Origin of the sequence: Pseudomonas fluorescens (assembly GCF_040448305.1) — a bacterium.
Taxonomy (GTDB): Bacteria; Pseudomonadota; Gammaproteobacteria; order Pseudomonadales; family Pseudomonadaceae; genus Aquipseudomonas; species Aquipseudomonas fluorescens_BH.
Genome location: NZ_CP148752.1, coordinates 1,021,016 through 1,040,349, shown reverse-complemented (window position 1 = coordinate 1,040,349; position 19,334 = coordinate 1,021,016). Strand labels below are relative to the sequence as shown.

General features: G+C 62.3%; 18 protein-coding genes. 7 read left to right on the top strand and 11 right to left on the bottom strand.

The window, feature by feature from the left end:
* The first annotated feature begins 20 nt into the window (after nt 1-20).
* Nucleotides 21-1,055, top strand: coding sequence for an AraC family transcriptional regulator (locus tag WHX55_RS04675; RefSeq protein WP_150754899.1), 1,035 nt, complete (start codon nt 21-23; stop codon nt 1,053-1,055).
* Between the two features lie 139 nt (nt 1,056-1,194).
* Here WHX55_RS04675 and WHX55_RS04670 read toward each other — a convergent pair whose 3' ends face one another.
* The 7 genes from WHX55_RS04670 to WHX55_RS04640 form a co-directional block, all read right to left on the bottom strand.
* Nucleotides 1,195-2,205 (bottom strand): putative sulfate exporter family transporter, encoded by a 1,011-nt coding sequence (locus WHX55_RS04670; protein WP_150727332.1) that lies wholly within the window; start codon nt 2,203-2,205, stop codon nt 1,195-1,197.
* Nucleotides 2,202-2,528 carry a Rieske 2Fe-2S domain-containing protein gene (locus WHX55_RS04665; protein WP_150727333.1) on the bottom strand — a complete coding sequence of 109 codons (327 nt, stop codon included), beginning with the start codon at nt 2,526-2,528 and terminating at the stop codon, nt 2,202-2,204. The genes WHX55_RS04670 and WHX55_RS04665 overlap by 4 nt, the downstream gene beginning before the upstream one ends.
* Nucleotides 2,525-3,187 (bottom strand): DsbA family protein, encoded by a 663-nt coding sequence (locus WHX55_RS04660; protein WP_150754902.1) that lies wholly within the window; start codon nt 3,185-3,187, stop codon nt 2,525-2,527. Before WHX55_RS04660 ends, WHX55_RS04665 begins: the two co-directional genes overlap by 4 nt.
* Complete coding sequence (locus WHX55_RS04655) at nt 3,184-4,512, bottom strand: MFS transporter (RefSeq protein ID WP_150727335.1); 1,329 nt, start codon at nt 4,510-4,512, stop codon at nt 3,184-3,186. The genes WHX55_RS04660 and WHX55_RS04655 overlap by 4 nt, the downstream gene beginning before the upstream one ends.
* Before the next feature lie 91 nt (nt 4,513-4,603).
* The gene (locus WHX55_RS04650) at nt 4,604-5,656 is read right to left on the bottom strand and encodes a 3-keto-5-aminohexanoate cleavage protein (protein ID WP_150727336.1); all 1,053 of its coding nucleotides are present in this window, start codon (nt 5,654-5,656) and stop codon (nt 4,604-4,606) included.
* A 114-nt stretch (nt 5,657-5,770) separates the two neighbouring features.
* Nucleotides 5,771-6,619, bottom strand: coding sequence for a TauD/TfdA family dioxygenase (locus tag WHX55_RS04645; RefSeq protein WP_007979208.1), 849 nt, complete (start codon nt 6,617-6,619; stop codon nt 5,771-5,773).
* A 13-nt stretch (nt 6,620-6,632) separates the two neighbouring features.
* Nucleotides 6,633-7,613, bottom strand: coding sequence for a quinone oxidoreductase (locus WHX55_RS04640; RefSeq protein ID WP_150754905.1), 981 nt, complete (start codon nt 7,611-7,613; stop codon nt 6,633-6,635).
* A gap of 204 nt (nt 7,614-7,817) precedes the next feature.
* On the opposite strand from WHX55_RS04640, the gene WHX55_RS04635 reads away from it, so the two are divergent.
* Nucleotides 7,818-9,740, top strand: a complete 1,923-nt coding sequence (locus WHX55_RS04635; protein ID WP_353742134.1) for an alkaline phosphatase D family protein — start codon at nt 7,818-7,820, stop codon at nt 9,738-9,740.
* Between the two features lie 129 nt (nt 9,741-9,869).
* Entirely contained in the window at nt 9,870-10,370 is a 501-nt protein-coding gene (locus WHX55_RS04630; protein WP_353742133.1) for an adenylate kinase, read from the top strand.
* A gap of 128 nt (nt 10,371-10,498) precedes the next feature.
* Here the strand turns inward: WHX55_RS04630 and WHX55_RS04625 are convergent, their stop codons facing one another.
* A complete protein-coding gene (locus tag WHX55_RS04625) occupies nt 10,499-11,674 on the bottom strand; it encodes an aspartate aminotransferase family protein (RefSeq protein WP_353742132.1) in 1,176 nt (391 codons plus the stop codon).
* 102 nt (nt 11,675-11,776) lie between these two features.
* On the opposite strand from WHX55_RS04625, the gene WHX55_RS04620 reads away from it, so the two are divergent.
* Nucleotides 11,777-12,694: a LysR family transcriptional regulator gene (locus WHX55_RS04620; RefSeq protein WP_353742131.1), complete on the top strand. Its 918-nt coding sequence runs from the start codon at nt 11,777-11,779 to the stop codon at nt 12,692-12,694.
* A gap of 45 nt (nt 12,695-12,739) precedes the next feature.
* Here WHX55_RS04620 and msrA read toward each other — a convergent pair whose 3' ends face one another.
* The 3 genes from msrA to msrB are packed head-to-tail and all read right to left on the bottom strand — an operon-like array spanning nt 12,740 to nt 15,804.
* Nucleotides 12,740-13,447 (bottom strand): peptide-methionine (S)-S-oxide reductase MsrA, encoded by a 708-nt coding sequence (gene msrA / locus WHX55_RS04615; protein WP_353742130.1) that lies wholly within the window; start codon nt 13,445-13,447, stop codon nt 12,740-12,742.
* A gap of 29 nt (nt 13,448-13,476) precedes the next feature.
* A complete protein-coding gene (locus tag WHX55_RS04610) occupies nt 13,477-15,252 on the bottom strand; it encodes a cytochrome c biogenesis protein DipZ (protein WP_353742129.1) in 1,776 nt (591 codons plus the stop codon).
* Nucleotides 15,253-15,285: 33 nt separating this feature from the next.
* Nucleotides 15,286-15,804, bottom strand: a complete 519-nt coding sequence (gene msrB, locus WHX55_RS04605; RefSeq protein WP_353742128.1) for a peptide-methionine (R)-S-oxide reductase MsrB — start codon at nt 15,802-15,804, stop codon at nt 15,286-15,288.
* A 265-nt stretch (nt 15,805-16,069) separates the two neighbouring features.
* On the opposite strand from msrB, the gene WHX55_RS04600 reads away from it, so the two are divergent.
* The 3 genes from WHX55_RS04600 to WHX55_RS04590 all read left to right on the top strand — a co-directional run bounded on the left by WHX55_RS04600 (nt 16,070) and on the right by WHX55_RS04590 (nt 19,196).
* Nucleotides 16,070-16,789 (top strand): response regulator transcription factor, encoded by a 720-nt coding sequence (locus tag WHX55_RS04600; RefSeq protein WP_008000098.1) that lies wholly within the window; start codon nt 16,070-16,072, stop codon nt 16,787-16,789.
* Nucleotides 16,786-18,306, top strand: coding sequence for a HAMP domain-containing sensor histidine kinase (locus WHX55_RS04595; RefSeq protein ID WP_353742127.1), 1,521 nt, complete (start codon nt 16,786-16,788; stop codon nt 18,304-18,306). Before WHX55_RS04600 ends, WHX55_RS04595 begins: the two co-directional genes overlap by 4 nt.
* Nucleotides 18,307-18,491: 185 nt before the next feature.
* Entirely contained in the window at nt 18,492-19,196 is a 705-nt protein-coding gene (locus WHX55_RS04590) for a hypothetical protein (protein ID WP_150757977.1), read from the top strand.
* Nucleotides 19,197-19,334 lie beyond the last annotated feature (138 nt).

Below are 19,334 nucleotides of genomic sequence, written 5' to 3'. Positions count from 1 at the left end.
CGGCCCAGGGAAGACTTTGCATGACCAAGCTTGTTCGCGCCGCCGTCTTGACCAACTACCTGGAGGTCACCCAGTACCTGGGTTTCAACCCGCGCGACGTGCTGGCCGCTGTCGGCCTGAGCAGGGCCCAACTGCAAGCCCCTGAACACCGTATCCAGATCGATGCCGCCGTGCGTTTGCTGGAAGACTCGGCCACCGCCAGCGGCTGCCAGACCTTCGGCCTGAGCATGGCCGAGTCGCGCCAGCTCTCGGACTTCGGCGTGGTCAGCCTGCTGCTCAGCCACCAGCGCACCCTGCGCGATGCCTTGCAGGTCGTGGTGGATTATCGGCACCTGATGAATGATTCGCTGGCGATCTTCATTGAAGAGGCCGGCAAGATGGTGATCATTCGCGAAGAGGTGGTCACCGAATCGCCGATGCCCAGCCGCCAAGCCACGGAGCTGGCCATCGGCGTGATGTTCCGGCTGTGCTCGGCCTTGCTGGGCTCACACTGGCACCCCTACAGCGTCAACTTCATGCACCAGCCACCGGACAACCTGCACCTGCACCGCCGGCTGTTCGGCTGCAACCTGGAGTTCGGCAGCGAATTCAACGGCATCGTCTGCCCTGACGTCAGCCTCGACGTGACCAACCCCAACGCCGACCCGGCCATGGCCCGCTACGCCCAGAGCTACCTCGATTCGCTGCAGAACCACGAAGGCGCCTCGATGCTGTTCGAGGTGCGCAAGGCCATCTACCTGCTGCTGCCCATGGGCCGCGCCACCATCGAACAGGTCGCCCAGAGCCAGGGCATGAACGTGCGCACCCTGCAACGCCGCCTCAAGGACGATGGCTGTGCGTTCAACGACGTGATCAATGACGTGCGCCGCGATCTGGTGCTGCGCTACCTGGATAATCCGAATTATCCGCTGAGCCGCATTGCCGACATGCTTGGCTACTCGATGGCGAGTTCGTTTACGCGGTGGTTTATCAGCCAGTTTGGGATGCCGCCGGCTTCATGGCGTGCGCAAAAACAATCCACAGCAAAACCTGTCGCAGGCCCGAAAGATCTCTGAGTCGACCGCACAAAAAAAACGGCGACTGCTGGTACAGTCGCCGCGAAAGACCGGTGCTTGTAGCACCGGTCTGGAGCCCCACGGCATGAGGAGTCAACGCCGTGCAGCCCTGCCATAAAACGTAAGGGTGGTGACGCGTTCAGAGCCCCCAGCGCAGCAACAAGAGCACCAGCACGACCAGGAACACCGTCTCCCCGACCATCAGCAGAATCGGCTTGATCCCGACCGCCGCCAGCTCCTTGAGCCGGGTCTTCATGCCCAGGGCACTGATGGAAATCACCAGGCACCAGCGCGACAGTTCGTTGACCGATCCTTGCACCGCAGGCGCAATCCATCCGGTGCTGTTGATGCAGGCCAGAATCAGAAAGCCGACGGCGAACCACGGTAGCAGCGGCGGGCGCTTGCCGGTCGGGTCGGCGCCTTGCATGCGGGTGATCATCGCCGCAGTGACGATCACCGGCAGCAGCATGGCAACGCGCATCAGCTTGACCACCGTGGCTGTGTCGCCGGTCTCGGTCGACATGCTGTAGCCGGCGCCGACCACCTGGGCCACGTCGTGGATCGTGGCGCCGAGGAACACGCCCGCCACCTGCGGCGACAACTGCAGCCAGTTGGCGATCATCGGATAGACAATCATCGCCAGCGTCGACAGCGCCGACACGCCAATGACCGTGAACAGTGTCGCCCGTTCTTTCTGCGGATGGTTCGGCAGCGCCGCTGCCAATGCCAAGGCCGCCGAGGCGCCACAGATGGCCGTCGCGCCGCCGGTGAGCATGCCGAACAGGCGCTGGAAGCCCAGGGCCTTGGCGGCGATCACAGACACGCTGATGGTCACCACCACCAGGATCACCACCAGGGCTATCGGCTTCCAGCCCAGCGCCGCCATTTGTTCCAGGGTAATGCGCATGCCCAGCAGCGCCACGCCGATGCGCAGCACGGTGCGGGCGGTGAACTCGATACCGGCCTTGCAGGGGCCGTCATCGGCAAGAAAATTCAGGGCCATGCCCAGCAACAAGGCAAACAGCATGACCGGCGCACCGTAGTGCTCGGACAGAAACGACGCGGCGGCCGCGACAATCAGACTGACGATAAGCCCCGGTGCCAGTTCGCGCGTGCGAGTGTGGATACGGGTGAGAGCAATGGCGCTCATGGCGCGTTCTCCTCGGATGCGATGACGATAAACGCCTGGCCGTCGATGATCTCGACCGGGTAGTTGGTGACTTTGACCAGGGTGGAATTGAGCATGTAGCCGCTGCGTAAATCGAAGCGCAGGCCATGGGCGCAGCATTGAATCACCCGCCCCTCAAGACGCCCGCCACACAACGAGGCGCCCTGATGCGGGCAGCTGTCGTCGATGGCAAACAGCTGCCCGTCGACGTTGAACAACGCCAGGCTTTTGTCTTCGAACTCGTACAACGCCCGGCCACCGGCCTGCGGGTGCTTGCCGGCTGGCACGGGAATGCGCCGGGTCATGCTGGCTGCCGCTCGTGCTCACTTTCCTTGAGGGCTTCGTTCATGGCCGCGAGCAGCGCCTGGGCAGGTTGGGCGCCGATCACCGTCATGCGGTTGTCGAACTTGAAGCTCGGCACGCCACTGGTCGCGCCGGGAGATCCTTCAAACGGCGTGGCATCACCCTTCAGGCAATCGAGCACCCCGTCCGGGGCGACGCCGCAGGAGCGGGCAATGGCAAGCAAGGTCTCACGGCAACCGAGGTTTTCGCGTCTCAGGAAATAAGCGGCGAACAGTCGTTCGAGCAACATTTCACGCTGGCTGGCATTGCCCAGTGCGCTGGCACGCTCGAACAAACGATGGGCGTCGGCGGTGTTGGGCATCGTCGCGATGCGGGTCAAGTCGATGGCCAGCCCGACTGCCGAAGCAGCCTGCTGGACCTGGGCTTGGCGCATGGCCACGGCGTCGGCATTGCCCAGGCGCTTGCGGTAGAAATCGGCGAAGGGTTCACCTTCTACCGGTATCTGAGGCAACAGCTGCACGCCATGCCACGCCGTGGTGATCTGCACATCCGGGTGGCGACTGCGAAACTGCACCTGTGCATGCTCCAGTTGGCGTTTGCCGATCAGGCACCAGGGGCAGATAAAATCGAAAAACACATCAATACGTAAACGACGACTCACAACTTCACCTCTATCCCGGCTTCACTGACAGGGTCAGGCACGCTCTGACCCTGAAGGCGGGCAATATCTTTGTGGTAATGACACTTGGCATAAAAGAACACCGCCGCCGCCGCGAGGCTGACCAGTGGCACCAGTTGAAACGCGGCATGCAGACCGATGAGGTCCGACACCCGGCCGGTGATGAACGGCCCGGGCGCCAGCCCCAGCATGTTGTTGGCCAGGGTCAGCGTGGCGAAGGCGGTGCCATGGACCGAGTAATGGGTCAGGTTGGCAACCATCGCGCCAGCGGGGCCGGTGGTGCCAGCGGCAATCAGCATGCCCAGGCAGATCAGCACCAGCTGCAAAGGCCCCGCCGATAGCGCGAACGCCGCCGACAGCAACAGGCAGCTGCCCAGGCAAAAAGCGATGGCCAGGCTGACCTTGCGCTCCGGCGAGTTGCGACACAGCCGATCGCTGAGCATGCCGCACAGGATCATCCCGGCACCGCTGCACAGGACGATGATCGCGGCCAAGCCGCCCGCCTTGCCCGTTGGCATGTCGTAGTAGCGATTGAGGTAGCTCGGTATCCACACTATCACCGTGCCGCCGACGAACAGCTGCAAGCCGCTGCCGATGTAGGTTGCCACCACCGAACGGCTGGACCACAACGTAGACAACGGACGCTTGACCGCTGCCACCTTGTTCGCCAACTGGGCTGCACGCTTGGGCGCAATGCGCGCTTCCTTGACGATGAGCGGATAAAGCATCGCCAGCACCAGGCCAAACAACGACATGCCGGCGAACGACCAGCGCCAGCCCAGCTTGGCGGCAATCGCACCGCCCAAAGCCATGCCCAACACCGAACCGAACATCCCGCCAGCCATGAAGGCGCTGGCCAGGGTGGCGCGCATGTGTTTGGGGAACACTGAAATCACCACGGCGATGCCCACGCTGCCGTAGGCGGCTTCGCCGACGCCGACCATGAATCGCGCAATGAACATCTGCTGGTAGTCCTGAGCCAACGCGCAACCCAGGGTCGCCACGCTCCACAGGAAAGCCATCAGCGCCAGGCTCTTGACCCGGCCGAAACGGTCCGCCAGCAACGACAGGGGAAACGTCAGCAGGCCGACCATCAGGGCAACGATGCCGCTGAGCAGACCCAGCTGTCCGTCGCTCAACGCCCACTCACTCTTGAGCAGCGGGAATACCGCGTTCAGTACCTGACGCGACATGTAATCGGAAATCAACAGGCCGAACGTCAGTGCAAAGACGATCCAGGCATATTGGCGCGCAACGCCGACGCAACCTGCGTCGTCATCGTCGGCGGCGATTGGGTGAAAGGCCATGCAGCCTCCTCAAAGCTTTGTTTTATTGTTGTTATCAAGCGTTTGCAGTGCGGTGGACGAGAGGTCACGGCCTCTCGTCCCCGACTACAGGTCAGCCGCGTTGCGGCACACCTTTCTGCCCAGCCTTGCGGTTGGGGGCCATGCCGTTGGCCAACAGGGTTTCCTCGATGGTTTCGTACTGCACGCCGATGCGGTAAATCTCGCGGGCTTCTTTGCCGGTGGCGATTTCACGGCCCAGTTCATGGGCGATGCGCACGGTTTGCTGGATCTGTGCCACCGAGCCGAAACGGTCGCCCTTGTGATCAATGATAGTGTCTTCATTGCCCACACGCGGGTGCATGCCCATGGCCATCGACATGGTGTTGAACGGCATGACGTTTTTCAGCAGCGACTCGGAGGTCAGGGTACAACCGTCCGGCGCGCGGTGGATGAAGTTGAAGAAGTTGAACGGGTTCGGGCCATCGAAACCGCCGCCGATGCCGATCCAGGTCAGGTTCAGCGGGCCCTTGTAGATGCCCCTGCGCACCAGGCGCTCGAGGGTTTCCATGGCGTGCATGCCGGTCAACTGGAAGTGCGGCTGGATGCCGTTGTCCATCAGGCGCTTGAGGTGCTCGGCAACCCAGGCCGGGCCTGCCGGTACGGTCATCTCGCTGTAGGCAGCCTGGGTCATCGGGTTGGCCAGGGAGGTGCCTTCCAGGTATTCCGGATACAGCAGCTCCATGATGTTCATCTGGGTGGTGTTGATCGCCACCGTGACCTGATCCGGTTTCGGCGTCAGCTCGGCCAGCATGTGGCGGGTGTCGTCGGACAGCCACTTGGCCGCTTCGCCATCGCTTTCCGGGGCGAAGGAAATCGAGCCGCCGACCTGGATGATCATGTCTGGCACGGCTTCACGCACACCGGCGATCAGCTCGTTGAATTTCGACAGGCGCTTGGAGCCCTTGCCGTCCAGTTCGCGCACATGCAGGTGCAGCACGGTGGCGCCGGCTTCATAGCATTCGACCGCTTTCTGGACTTGCTCATCCATGGTCAACGGGATGTCTTCCGGGAAGTCTTCAGGCATCCATTCCGGGCCGTACGGGGCCACGGTGATGACCACCTTTTCCATGTTTTCGGGGTGCAGGGAATCGTCGAAGAATTGCATGGCTGCTCCAGTTCTTATTTCAGTTCTTATGATTGTTCCGCCCACCCGGGGTCGTGCCGGGCAGACGTGTTTACGAGTGCGAATGCTGCGAGTGCGGATGCAGGTGACGTTCGATCAGAACGTCTTGTCGCCGATAATCCCGGCACGCTCCATCTTGCGATGGCACGGCGGGTAATCCATGACGGCGTAATGCTGGGTACTGCGGTTGTCCCAGATGGCGATGCTGTTGGGCTTCCAGCGCCAGCGCACCTGATACTCGGGGATGTACGCCTGGCTGATCAGGTAACGCAGCAACTCGCCGGCGCCGGGGTTGGCGTCCTGGCCGAAGCGCACCCGCTCAGGGGTGTGGTAGTTGCTGAAATGGGTGGTGAAGGCGTTGACGAACAGCACCTTCTCGCCGGTTTCCGGATGGGTGCGCACCACCGGGTGCTCGGCGTCCGGGTACATCGCCTTGAGCGCCAGGCGTTTTTCGATCGGCATGGCGGCACCGAAGCTCGCTTCGATGCTGTGGCGGGCACGCAGGTCGGCGATCTTGACCTTTACGTCTTCCGGCAAGTTCGCATAGGCCTGGACCATGTTGGTCCACATGGTGTCGCCGCCCACTGGCGGGCATTCCACGCAACGCAGCACGCAGCCCATTGGCGGCGCTTCGCGCCAGGTAGCGTCGGTGTGCCAGGCGTTTTCGTAGCGGTCCATCGGCTGGTCCGGATTCTTGTAGATCCGCACCAACCCGGGATGATCAGGATCACTGCCGGCCACCGGATGATCCTCCAGCTCGCCGAAGCGTCGGGCGAAGGCCACGTGCTCGGCGCGGGTGATGTCCTGGTCACGCAGGAACACCACGCGGTGCTTGAGCAGCTGAGCACGAATCTCGGCAAACAGACCGTCGTCATGCACCGCGTCGGCCAGGTTGACGCCGATCAGTTCGGCGCCAATGCTGCAGGTCAATTGTTCGACTTTCATGGCTGGCTGCTCCTTAAATGACGAAAATCGACGAACCGGTAGTCTTGCGAGATTCAAGGTCGCGATGGGCCTGCACGGCATCCTGCAAGGCGTAGTGCTGGTTGATCTCGATCTTGATCCGGCCGCTGCCGACATGGTCGAACAACTCACCGGCCAGCGCGGCTTTTTCCGCAGGGTCGCTGATGTAGTTGGCCAGGGCCGGACGGGTCAGGTACAGCGAACCTTTCATCGCCAGCATCACCGGGTCAAACGCCGGGATCGGACCGGACGCGGTCCCCACGCAGACCATCAGGCCACGGGGTTTGAGCGAATTCAGGGAGCCTTCGAAGGTGTTTTTGCCAACACTGTCGAACACCACGTTGACGCCCACGCCATCGGTCAGTTCGCGAACGCGAGCGGCGACATCTTCATGGCTGTAATTGATTGTATGGTCGCAACCGTGAGCCCGGGCGATTTCCGCCTTTTGCTCGGTCGAAACCGTGCCGATCACGTTCAGGCCCAGCAGTTTGGCCCACTGCGAAACGATCAGCCCGACACCGCCAGCGGCGGCATGCAACAGGATGCTGTCGCCCGGTTTGAAGTCGTAGATGCGGCGCATCAGGTACGAGGACGTCAAACCGCGCATGGTCATCGCGGCAGCGGTCTCGAAGCTGATGGTTTCCGGCAGCTTGATCAGCGGCGCGGCCGGGATCAGGCGCTCGGTGCTGTAGGCGCCGAGGGTGTTGAGGAAACCGGTGTAGGTGACGCGATCACCGACCTCGACGTTGGTGACCCCTTCACCAACGGCCTGGACTACGCCAGAGGCCTCGACGCCCATGCCGTTGGGCATCGGAATCGGGTAGGTGCCGTTGCGGAAGTAGGTGTCGGCATAGTTCAGGCCAACCGCCACATGACGAAGGCGAACCTGACCCGGACCGGGTTCGCCGACTTCGACGTCCTCATAACGTAGAACTTCGGGACCACCGGTTTCGTAGAAGCGTACGGCTTTGGCCATTTTTCTTATTCTCCAATCTGCAATATGGGCGTGTTGCATTGAATTGCGCTGATTGGACTGTAGGACGAGGCCTGTCGGGACGCTTCTCATCAGACGACAATGGCTTTTCATTTGGTGACAGGCAGAAACGGGATCGTCTAGCCGGTCCCACCGCCACCTGCGCTATCATCGCCCGCTTCCACGCCCCAAGAGTCTTGAACCCGGATGTCCGACACGCTGCCACTGCCCGACGATCACCAAGCCCTGCCGCCAGTCCTGGCCGGCCCGCTGTTGCGGCGTCTGGAACCCACGCGGCTGGTGCTGTGGCTGGTGGGTTCCCGGGCGCTGGCGCTGACCTTGCGCTTGCAGGGCGTCGGCGATATCCGTCTCGATGCCGGGCAATGCACGGTGATTGCAGTGGGTGCTCATGCCTTTGTGCACTTGATCGATGTGCAACTCGATGGCGCCCTGCCCTGCGATGAATCGATCGACTATGACCTGCTGATCGATGGCACAGAACAAGGCATCGCTGACTGGGCGCCGCACCTGCTGTATGGCGACGCCCGTTGCCCGAACTTCGTCCTGCGCGCACGGGTCGACCAGTTGCTGCACGGCTCTTGCCGTAAGCCTCATCACCCGGCGACAGACGGCTTGCTGTGCGTCGACCGGTTGCTGGCGCAGGAACACGCCGCCAAGGACCGCCCGGCACTGCTGATGATGACGGGCGATCAGGTCTACGCCGACGATGTCGCGGGGCCGATGTTGCGGGCGATTCACGCCTTGATCGAGCGCCTGGGCCTGTTCGGGGAACACCTCGAAGGCGCGGTGGTCAGCGACAGCGCCAGGCTCTACGAGCATCCGGCCAGTTACTACCACCGCGCGGATCTGCTGCCGGCACTGCAAAGCAATGAAACCCTGCGCGAGCGATTTTTCGGTGGCGCGCGCAAGCCGATTTTCACCAGCAGCAGTGCCGACAACCACCTGGTGACCTTCGCCGAAGTGATGGCCATGTACGTGCTGGTCTGGTCGCCAGTGCCCTGGACCCTGATCGCGCCCCAGGCACCGACACTGACGCCGGAAAGACTCAAGCGCTATGCCCTTGAACAGACGCGCATCGATGCCTTCAAGGCAGGCCTTGGCAACGTCGCGCGGGCGCTGGCGCATCTGCCGACGCTGATGATTTTCGACGACCACGACATCACCGATGACTGGAACCTTTCCGCGCAATGGGAGGAAACGGCCTACGGCCATCCGTTCTCCCGGCGCATCATCGGCAACGCGTTGCTGGCGTATATGTTGTGCCAGGGCTGGGGCAACAATCCGGATGCTTTCGCCGCTGTGCTGGGTAAGGCCGGCGCGTTGAGCGACAGCGCACGCGATCGTCATCTCGACAGCATGGTTCAGGATGACTTGATCAGTGATTTGCTGAAGTTTCAGCACTGGCATTACGTGCTGCCGACCACCCCGGCCATGGTGGTGATCGACACCCGCACCCGACGCTGGCGCAGCGAAATGAACCTCAAGCAGCCTTCCGGCTTGCTCGACTGGGAAGCCCTGAGCGAACTGCAACAGGAACTGCTGGACCACCCGAGTGCGATCATCGTTTCGCCGGCGCCGATCTTCGGCGTCAAGCTGATTGAAACCGTGCAGCGGGTATTCAGCTGGTGCGGTTTTCCTCTGCTGGTGGACGCGGAAAACTGGATGGCCCATCGCGGTGCGGCGCAGGTGATCCTGAATATTTTCCGGCACTCGCGCACGCCGGGTAACTACGTGGTGCTGTCGGGCGATGTGCACTATTCCTTCGTCTACGAAGTGCTGATCCGCCACCGCAAGGCCGGGCCACGCATCTGGCAGATCACCAGCAGCGGCATCAAGAATGAATTCCCCATCACCCTGCTCGAGTGGTTCGACCGCCTCAACCGCTGGCTGTACTCGCCACGCTCACCGTTGAACTGGCTGACCAAACGTCGACGCATGCGCATCGTGCCTCACGTGCCGGAACACGCCGAAGCCGGTGAGCGGCTATGGAATTCGGCGGGGATCGGGCAGGTGTTCTTTAATGAAAAAGGTCAGCCGCAGGACATTTTTCAGCACAACTCCAATGGCTCGCCGAAGACCCGGATGGTGGCGCCCGAAAGCGGCGAGTGATCACAAAAAACTGTGTGCGAGCTTGCTCCGGGCGGCGTACCGACGATTGCAATCTGTCAGTCACTTTAGTGGTGACTGCCACACCGTCATCGCGAGCAAGCTCGCTCCCACAATTGATCGGAGTCGCTCATGGACCTCACCCGAACCCTGATCATTGGTAATTCCGGTTCCGGCAAGAGCTGGCTGGCGCAGCGGCTGGCCGAACAAATGTGTGTGCCCTGGACCGATCTCGACCGGATTCACTGGCTGTCCGACGAACACAGCATCCCCCGCCCCCGAAATGAAGCGCTGGGTATGGCGCACGGGGCGGCAAGTGAAGAGCGCTGGGTGATCGAAGGGGGTTACGGCTGGATCGTCAGCGAAATCCTCCACCGCGCCACGGCGTTGATCTGGCTGTGTATTGATGACGTTGATTGCGTCGCCAACATTCGCCGGCGGGAAGCAAAGGATGACGAACGACTGGTGGCATTGCTTGAGTGGGCGGGCAGCTATCGCACCCGTGACGACTCAAGTGGTTTTTCTGCGCATCAGCGACTGTTTGAAGGGTTTACCGGTCCCAGGATTCAACTGATGGATCGGAAAGAAATCACCGACTTCGCTTCAGAAGTAGGAACAATACCCATCAGTTAAGGCACAAAACCTGTGGGAGCGAGCTTGCTCGCGATGGCGTAATGTCAGCCAACAACGATGTTGACTGTGCAATCGTCATCGCGAGCAAGCTCGCTCCCACAGGTATTGCGATGCTCAACGAGCGTATTTCAAGCCTCTTTCACCACGCTGCTCACCCCTCTGACAATCATCTCCACCTCCCGCTCATCAATGGTCAGCGGCGGTAGCAGGCGGATGGTCTTGCCCCGCGTGACGTTGATCAGCAAGCCGTGATCCCGGGCGGCAATCAGGCTCAGGTCGCGGATCGGTTGCTTGAGTTCGATGCCGATCATCAGGCCCTGGCCGCGGATTTGCGAGACGTTCGGGTTGCCTGCCAGTTCTGTGCGCAATCTTTCGAGCAGGCGCGTCCCCTGAAGCCGGGCGTTTTCCCGCAGCCCTTGTTCTTCAACGATATCCAGCACGGTGCAACCAACCCGGCAGGCCAGCGGATTACCGCCGAAGGTGCTGCCGTGGCTGCCCGGCGTGAAGAGTTCGGCCGCCTTGCCACGGGCCAGGCAAGCGCCGATGGGCACGCCGTTGCCCAGGCCTTTGGCCAGGGTCATGACGTCCGGGACGATACCTTCGTGCTGGAACGCGAACCACTGACCGGTGCGGCCGATGCCGGTCTGGATTTCATCGAGCATCAATAGCCATGAGCGCCGGTTGCACAGTTCGCGCACGACCTTGAGATAGCCCGGTGGCGCCAGTTGCACGCCGCTTTCGCCCTGGATCGGCTCCATCAGGATCGCCACGATCCGCGAGCCAAAGGCCTGTTGCACCTTATCCAGCGCGTCGAGGTCGCCGAACGGCACTTTGACGAAATCCCCCGGCAGCTTGTTGAAACCCAGGCGCACCGCCGGGCCATCGCTGGCCGACAAGGTGCCGAGGGTGCGGCCATGGAACGCGTTCTCCATGACCACCACCAGCGGCTGCTCGATGCCCTTGTGCCAGCCATGCAGCCGGGCGATTTTCAGTGCGGTTTCGTTGGCTTCGGCCCCGGAGTTGTTGAAGAACGCCCGGTCCATGCCCGCCAGCCGCGTCAGTTTCTGCGCCAGCCGCTGTTGCCAGTCGATGCTGTAGAGGTTCGAGGTGTGCAGCAGCAACCCGGCCTGTTCAACGATGGCGGCAACGATTTTCGGGTGGGAGTGGCCGACATTGGTCACCGCCACACCCGCGACCGCGTCCAGGTATTCGCGACCGGCCTGATCCCACAGGCGAGTACCCAGGCCCTTATTGAAACTCAAGGCCAAGGGTTGGTAAGTGCTCATCAGGCAGGCGGCGGTCATGACATCAAGCTCCAGCAAGGGTCGGTGTTTTTGCAGTATGGTTAGCCACCCGAGCTGGATAAACGCCGAAAAACTTCAATCATTTAAAAGCAGAGCTTGATAATGGATCTGTTCCACGCAATGACCGTCTACGTGAAAGTGGTGGAGACCGGCAGCATGACCGCCGCCGCTTTGCAGTGCGAAATGTCCACGACCATGGTCGGCAATCACCTCAAGGCCCTGGAGCGACGGCTGGGTGTGCGCCTGCTCAACCGCACGACGCGGCGCCAGCGGCTGACCGAGTTCGGCGCCGCGTATTACCAGCGCTGCCTGGAAGTGTTGGGGTTGGTGGCCGACTCCGAGCGCTTGGCCGAGCAGGCGTTGGACGAACCGAGCGGCATCTTGCGCATCACCGCGCCTTTGACCTTCGGTACCGAACGCCTGGCGCCGGCACTGAGTGAGTTCAGCCGGCAAAACCCGCGGGTGAAGCTCGACGTAGTACTGACCAACCGACGCCCGGATCTGCTGGAAAACGGCCTCGATGTGGCGTTTCGCCTCGGTGCGCTTGAGCCCTCCAACCTGATCGCCCGCCCGCTGATCGACTACACCCTGACCATGTGCGCCTCGCCGGAATATCTCGCCCGCCGGGGCACGCCACAGACACCTGAAGACCTGCGACACCACGACTGCCTGTCCTTTGCCTATCCGGCCGGGGATGACTGGCAATCGGTGCAAAAGGAATGGCGCCTGGCCGGTCCCGATGGCGAAGTCAGCGTCGGGGTCGGCGGGCCGATGCTGATCAACAGTTCGGCGGGGTTGCATCAAGCGGCGCGGACCGGTATGGGCATCGTGATGATGCCCGACGCCCTGGTCGAACAGGACCTCAAGGACGGAAAGCTGTTGGCCCTGATGCCCGATTACTGTCCGCCCAGCCGGCCGATGCACCTGGTCTATGCCCAGGATCGCCACCGTTTGCCGAAACTGCGGCGCTTCGTCGAATTCGCCGTACAGCGGTGGGGCAAGCACCCGTCGGCCAAATAGGCCACGCGCTGGCTGACGAGTCAGTGGCAGGGTTGTCCCCTTCGTTCACCTCCCCGCCTTCACCAGCACCGGCTGTTCCTGATAACGATTCGGGTACAGCTGCTTCAACTGTGCGACCTTCGGCAAATCGTTGATCACGATGTACGGATAGGTCGGATGCTCGGTCAGGAAGTCCTGATGTTCCTCCTCCGCCGGGTAGAAACCGTTGAAGGTTTCCAGCTTGGTGACGATCGGCTTGTCGAAGGCATGGGCGGCGTCGAGCTGGGCGATGTAGGCCTGTGCGACCCGCTGCTGCTCAGTACTTTTGGTAAAGATCGCCGAGCGATATTGAGTACCGGTATCCGGTCCCTGACGGTTGAGTTCGGTCGGGTTGTGCGCCACCGAAAAGTAGATCTGCAGCAAGGTGCCGTAGCTGACCTGAGTGGGATCGAAGGTCACTTCGACCGATTCCGCATGGCCGGTATTGCCATTGCTGACGCGCTCGTATTGTGCGGTATTAGCCGCTCCGCCCGCGTAGCCGGAGACGGCGTTCTTCACGCCTTTGACATGCTGGAACACCCCTTGAACGCCCCAGAAGCAGCCACCGGCGAACACCGCGGTTTCGCTGCGGGCCTGGGTGGTTTCGTCGAGGGCGGGCGGTGGAAGGATTACCCCCTCTTCGGCGCCACCGAAGGAGAAGGCCGAGCATTGGCTGATGATGCCGGCAGCCGCCAGCCCCAGCAGGGTACGGCGCCAGGTAAAGAGAGTTTTCATGGGGCGAACTCCTGAAGCGTTGATAGTTATCAGCCGAAGGTGAAGGCGTAAGCCGACGCACCCGGGTCAAGAAACTCGATACTGAAGGTCCGGTCGGTCACGCCGCCGTTCTGGCGCACCAGTTGATACAAGCGCTGGTCGGTCACGGTGCCGCTGCCATCGGGGGCCACGTCCATGCCGTGGTCATCACCCGGCGCGTTGCCGTCGATCAGCACCTTGAAGCGCACCGGCTTGCCATCGGCGCCGGGGCCGAGCACCAAATGCAAATCACGGGCGTGGAAGCGATAGACGATGCGACTGGCCGGTGCGCTGGCGGTGGCCCGCTCCGGACCGACATGCCACTGGCCTCCCAGGCTCCAGTCGTTGAGGGCTAGATGTGCCGGCGGGTTGTAGGCCGCGACCTTGTCTGGCACCAGCGCGGTTTCCGGTACGAAATGCTCGGCACGCTGGTAGCCGACATAGGTTTCCGGCGACTGCACGGCGTCGTTGTCCGGGGCCATTTGCACGCCGTCGGCCTTGGCGCTGATCAGCCCGTCGGCGACCTTGGCCGCACCCGCCTCGCGCAGCAATTGCTGGATGACTCGCTCCGATTCGGCGTACTTGCCTTCGCCGAAGTGGTGATAACGAATGCGTCCTTGTGCGTCGGCAAAGTAATGCGCCGGCCAATACTCGTTGTTGAAGGCGCGCCAGATCTTGAACTCGTTGTCGATGGCCACCGGGTAGTTGATGCCCAGGTCTTTCATGGCCTTGGTGACGTTGCCGACGTCACGCTCGAAGGCAAACTCCGGCGCATGCACACCGATCACCACCAGGCCCTGATCGCGATACTTCTCGGCCCAGGCCTTCACATAGGGCAGCGAACGCAGGCAGTTGATGCAGGAGTAGGTCCAGAAATCCACCAGCACGACCTTGCCCTTCAAGGCCTGGGCATCGAGGGGTGGCGAGTTGAGCCATTGCATGGCGCCATCCAGAGGCGGCAGGTTGCCTTCGACCGGCAAGGTGCCCGGGGATTTATCGGCCACTTGCGCCGCGCCCCCGGAGGTCGTGTTTTGCGCCATCATCGCCCCACTGTCACGCGGTGACTTGCCGCTCAGTTTTTCCACCAGCGCTTGCTCGATACCACCGGTCGACGCCGTGGAGAGCCGCGCCAGAACCCCCGTATCCAGGCCCAGGGCAATCGCCGCCACACCGGCCAGCATCGCCACGCCCAGGCCGCGACGCAGCCATTCGCCTGCGCCAATCGAGCGCTTCATCGCGGTGAAGACTTTGCCGCCCAGCAACAAGGCCAGCGCTAGGGACGTGGCGGCACCGGCGGCATACGCCAGCAGCAAAAAGGTGGTTTGAATGCTGGCGCCTTGCAGCGCCGCACCGGTCAGCAGCAGACCGAGAATCGGCCCGGCACACGGCGCCCACAGCAGGCCGGTGGCCACGCCGATCAGCAACGAAGCACCGGGACGTGGCCGCGCATCGGCGCCCGCCGCTTCCGACAAACGACTGCCCGCCGCCACCAACGGCCGGGTCAGGCGTTCAGCCAATTGCGGCAGCAGCAACGTCAGACCGAACAACGCCACGAACACCAGCGCCAGCCAGCGCCCGTACTGGTTGAGCTGCACCACCCAGCCACCGCCCACCGCCGCCAACGTGGCGACCAGCGCGAAGGTCAGCGCCATCCCCACCAGCAGCGGCAACCCGCTTTTGACGAAGGGTTGCCCGGTGCGGGCGAAGACAAACGGCAACACCGGCAGAATGCACGGGCTGACAATCGTCAGCACACCACCGAGATAAGCGAGGACCAGCAGCCACATGGCGATTACCTGCAAAAAGTGAGTGGAGGGGAATCACACCGTCCTGGGCACGAATTTCAGCGCCAGGCCGTTCATGCAGTAGCGCAGGCCGGTGGGTTTCGGGCCGTCGTCGAAGACATGCCCCAGATGCCCGCCGCAGCGCCGGCAATGAACCTCTTCGCGGACCATGCCGAACGCACGGTCCTGGCGGGTCGCCACGGCCTTGTCTAGCGGTGCCCAGAAACTCGGCCAACCGGTGCGGCTGTCGAACTTGGTCGCCGAGGAAAACAGCGGCAGCTCGCAACCGGCACAGACAAAGGTGCCATCGCGGTGCTCGTTGTTCAGGGGGCTGCTGTAGGCGCGTTCGGTGCCCTCTTCGCGAAGGATGTCGTACTGCTCGTCACTGAGGATCGCGTGCCATTCGCTGTCGCTGTGGATCACTTCGAACTCCTCGGCCGCGCTGGCCTCGCTGATCAATGCAGTGCCTGTGGAAAACTTCGGCAACAGGCCGATTGCCAGGGCCGTCATCCCCAGCCCGCCGCTCGCGACAAGAAATTGCCGTCTTGAAAACATGCTCGCCTCCAAAAAATCCAAGGGTGTTTCATGGAACACAGCCTAGGCTTTGGGTGATCGCCAAATCCTCACGGGAAGTTAAACAATTCGTGATAACTCAGACCCCGAAAAACCCGCACAATGCGTCTGCCCGAACTGTAGGAGCGAGCCTGCTCGCGATGGTGGTTCAGACACAGTGGTGTCGACTGACACTCCATCGCGAGCAGGCTCGCTCCTACAGGGGCATTGCGCATCATGCGTGCATCGCACTGAAGGATTGAGCTGTATGGAACAGACCAAACGCGTCCTGGTGGTCGAGGACGATATGCACATCGCAGACCTGATCTGCCTGCATCTTCGCGATGAGCAGTTCGAGGTGGTGCACAGCGCCGATGGCGATGAAGGCATGCGCCTGCTGCAGCAAGGCAACTGGGACGCACTGGTCCTCGACCTGATGCTGCCCGGTGTCGACGGCCTGGAAATCTGCCGCCGCGCCCGCGCCATGGCCCGCTACACGCCGATCATCATCACCAGCGCGCGCTCCAGCGAAGTGCACCGGATTCTCGGCCTGGAACTGGGTGCCGACGACTATCTGGCCAAGCCCTTTTCCATGCTCGAGCTGGTGGCCCGGGTCAAAGCGCTGCTGCGTCGGGTCGATGCCATGGCGCGCAACCTGAAGATGGACGCCGGCAGCCTGCTCACCGACGGCCTGGCCATCGACCCGATCACCCGCGAAGTGTCCCTCGACGGACGGCGCCTGGACCTCACGCCCCGGGAGTTCGACTTGCTGTATTTCTTCGCCCGCCAGCCCGGCAAGGTGTTTTCGCGCATGGACCTGCTCAATGCCGTGTGGGGCTACAGCCATGAAGGCTACGAGCACACGGTCAACACCCACATCAACCGCCTGCGCGCCAAGATCGAGGCCGACCCGGCGCAACCGGTGCGCATCCTCACGGTCTGGGGCCGCGGCTACAAATTCGCCACCGGTGAGGAGCCGCAGCCATGAGGCTGACCCTGACGCAACGCCTGTCCCTGGTGTTCGCCGTGCTGCTGCTGGTGTGTTGCGGCACGTCGGCGTGGTTGCAGGTGCGCTCCAACCAGATGCATGAGCAGGAAGTGGTGCAAGGGTTGTCCCGGGACCTGGCGCAGCACATCGCCAGTGACACGGTGCTGATGGACACCCAGGGCTTGATGCCCAATGCCGTGCGTGACCTGTTCAGCAAACTGATGCAGGTCAACCCGAGCGTCGAGGTGTACCTGTTGGACACCGAGGGCAAGATTGTCGGCAGCGCCGCGCCCGAGGGCCGGATCCGTCGCGAACGGATAGACCTGGCGCCGATCCAGCGCCTGTTGCGGGGCGATGCCCTGCCGATTCTCGGCGACGATCCGCGCAGCGTCGATGCGCGCAAGGTGTTCAGCGCTGCGCCACTGAAGGTCGACGGCAAGCCGGCCGGTTATCTCTACGTGGTGTTGCTCGGTGAGGATCACGATCGCCTGGCCGAACGCGGTGCGACCAGCGCGGCGCTCAACACTGCGTTGCTGTCCATCGGCCTGGTGGCGCTGCTGTGCCTGATTGCCGGTCTGACGGCGTTTGCCCTGATTACCCGGCCATTGCGCCGCTTGACCGAAACTGTCAGCCAGTTCGACATCGATGGCGTGCCGGTCACACCGGCCCTGCCCGTCGCAGTGGAAAAAGCCGCCAGCCACGATGAAATCGCCGTGCTCGATGCGGCGTTCCGACAGATGCAGACCCGCCTGGGCGAGCAATGGCGCTCGTTGACTCGCCAGGATCAGGAGCGCCGCGAACTGGTGGCGAATATCTCCCACGACTTGCGCACGCCGCTGGCCTCGTTGCACGGCTATCTGGAAACCCTGTCGCTCAAGGACGCCACGCTGTCCCCTGCCGACCGCCGTCGTTATCTGGGCATCGCCCTGGACCAGAGCCGCAAGGTGGGCGGTCTGGCGCAGTCGCTGCTGGAACTGGTGCGGCTGGAACACGGCTTCGTGCAGCCGGTGCTGGAACGTTTTTCCCTGACCGATCTGGCCCAGGACATCTTCCAGAAATTCGAACTCACCGCCGAAGCGCGCAAAGTCGAACTCAAGGCCACCTTCGCGCCGAATGCCTCGGCGGCCTGCGCGGACCTCGGCTTGATCGAGCGGGTGCTGACCAACCTGTTCGACAACGCCCTGCGCCATACCCCGGCCGGTGGCGAGGTTGAACTGGGCCTGCGCCCGCAAGGCTCATTCATCGAAGTCACGGTCAGCGATACCGGCCCCGGCATCGCCCCGGAACTGCGCGAAGGGTTGTTCCTGCGCCCGTTCAATATCGGCGGCGCACGGCGTGATGGCGGGTTGGGGCTGCGGATCGTGCATCGCATACTGCAATTGCACGGGCGCGAGATTCAGTTGATCGATGTGCCGGGGCGCGGGGCGACGTTCCGGTTTTCGTTGCCGATCGATGAGGAAACGGCGACTGCGTTGGCGGTGCGGTCGATGAACCTCAATACACCGCGGCAGGCCTGACAGACCGCGGCGTCTGCTTTCGCGAGCATTCGAGCGTCGACCGGCTGCTCCTACAGGGGAGCAAAAAAATGACCAGCCGCCTGTTGATCCGTGACAACGCCGCCCCGGTCCAATAGATTAGGCGACCTGAAAAAGCCCCCGGGCTTTCTCGCCCCAATTCAAGTTATAGAAGTAGTGAAATTTCAATGTCCGATTCCAATACCGCTGAAACCGTAGTCACCTTGTCGTCCAAAGCGGAATACGAAAACTCCATCAATCTTTCACAACACGTGTCCCAGGCCAAGACCATCAGCGAGATGGTGCTGGACGCTTTCCAGTCCACCCGCGAAAGCGACCAGATCCGCGAACTGCGTGCCGCCATCCGCCAGGCTCACGACAGCTTCGACGATGACAAAGCCTACGAACTGATGGGCCAGCTCAAGCAACTCAAGGACGCCGAGGCCGCCGACATCGCCGCCCTCGAAGACCTGAGCAGCAAATTCCCGATCAGCCGCATCCTGTCCAGCTTCAAGGACGACCCGGCGTTCCAGGAAATCGTCTACGGCCTGGCCCTGAAGGTGCTGAACCAGACCCACCAGGCCATCAGCAACCCAAGCGGCGGTAAAAGCAAAGCCGCCAAGGCCAAGAAAGAAGTCGAAGTGTTCACCATCAGCAAGGACGGCATGAGCGTCACCTTGCCGCTGCGCACTCCGCGCTCGCGCCTGAACATCGACCGTGAAGCCTTGGAATTCCTCGGTTTCACCTTCGTTGGTGAAGGCGAGGAAGCAGAGCTGGAAAGCGAGACGTTCCTGGACAACAGCGGCGCCGAGCAAGCGGTCAACCGCAAGAACATCATCACCGCCCTGCAGCAGCAGACCGCGTTCGATGGGTACAGCATCGCTGCGCAGTAAGGCGCCCCACCCTGATCTGTGGTGAGAAGACTGCCTGTGGCGAGCGAGCTTGCTCGCGCTGGGCTGCAAAGCGGCCCCAAACAATCTGACAACACTTGCTGATTTTTGTGAGTGCTCCGCACTCAAGCGGGAGCAAGC

Bases quoted from the DNA above. Each gene is read 5' to 3' on its own strand.
- msrB (WP_353742128.1), bottom strand. From the start codon at position 15,804: ATGTTTTCAAGACGGCAATTTCTTGTCGCGAGCGGCGGGCTGGGGATG.
- WHX55_RS04640 (WP_150754905.1), bottom strand. From the start codon at position 7,613: ATGGCCAAAGCCGTACGCTTCTACGAAACCGGTGGTCCCGAAGTTCTA.
- WHX55_RS04610 (WP_353742129.1), bottom strand. From the start codon at position 15,252: ATGTGGCTGCTGGTCCTCGCTTATCTCGGTGGTGTGCTGACGATTGTC.
- WHX55_RS04625 (WP_353742132.1), bottom strand. From the start codon at position 11,674: ATGACCGCCGCCTGCCTGATGAGCACTTACCAACCCTTGGCCTTGAGT.
- WHX55_RS04600 (WP_008000098.1), top strand. From the start codon at position 16,070: ATGGAACAGACCAAACGCGTCCTGGTGGTCGAGGACGATATGCACATC.
- WHX55_RS04590 (WP_150757977.1), top strand. From the start codon at position 18,492: ATGTCCGATTCCAATACCGCTGAAACCGTAGTCACCTTGTCGTCCAAA.
- WHX55_RS04645 (WP_007979208.1), bottom strand. From the start codon at position 6,619: ATGAAAGTCGAACAATTGACCTGCAGCATTGGCGCCGAACTGATCGGC.
- WHX55_RS04655 (WP_150727335.1), bottom strand. From the start codon at position 4,512: ATGGCCTTTCACCCAATCGCCGCCGACGATGACGACGCAGGTTGCGTC.
- WHX55_RS04630 (WP_353742133.1), top strand. From the start codon at position 9,870: ATGGACCTCACCCGAACCCTGATCATTGGTAATTCCGGTTCCGGCAAG.
- WHX55_RS04670 (WP_150727332.1), bottom strand. From the start codon at position 2,205: ATGAGCGCCATTGCTCTCACCCGTATCCACACTCGCACGCGCGAACTG.
- WHX55_RS04650 (WP_150727336.1), bottom strand. From the start codon at position 5,656: ATGCAATTCTTCGACGATTCCCTGCACCCCGAAAACATGGAAAAGGTG.
- msrA (WP_353742130.1), bottom strand. From the start codon at position 13,447: ATGAAAACTCTCTTTACCTGGCGCCGTACCCTGCTGGGGCTGGCGGCT.
- WHX55_RS04620 (WP_353742131.1), top strand. From the start codon at position 11,777: ATGGATCTGTTCCACGCAATGACCGTCTACGTGAAAGTGGTGGAGACC.
- WHX55_RS04635 (WP_353742134.1), top strand. From the start codon at position 7,818: ATGTCCGACACGCTGCCACTGCCCGACGATCACCAAGCCCTGCCGCCA.
- WHX55_RS04675 (WP_150754899.1), top strand. From the start codon at position 21: ATGACCAAGCTTGTTCGCGCCGCCGTCTTGACCAACTACCTGGAGGTC.
- WHX55_RS04595 (WP_353742127.1), top strand. From the start codon at position 16,786: ATGAGGCTGACCCTGACGCAACGCCTGTCCCTGGTGTTCGCCGTGCTG.
- WHX55_RS04665 (WP_150727333.1), bottom strand. From the start codon at position 2,528: ATGACCCGGCGCATTCCCGTGCCAGCCGGCAAGCACCCGCAGGCCGGT.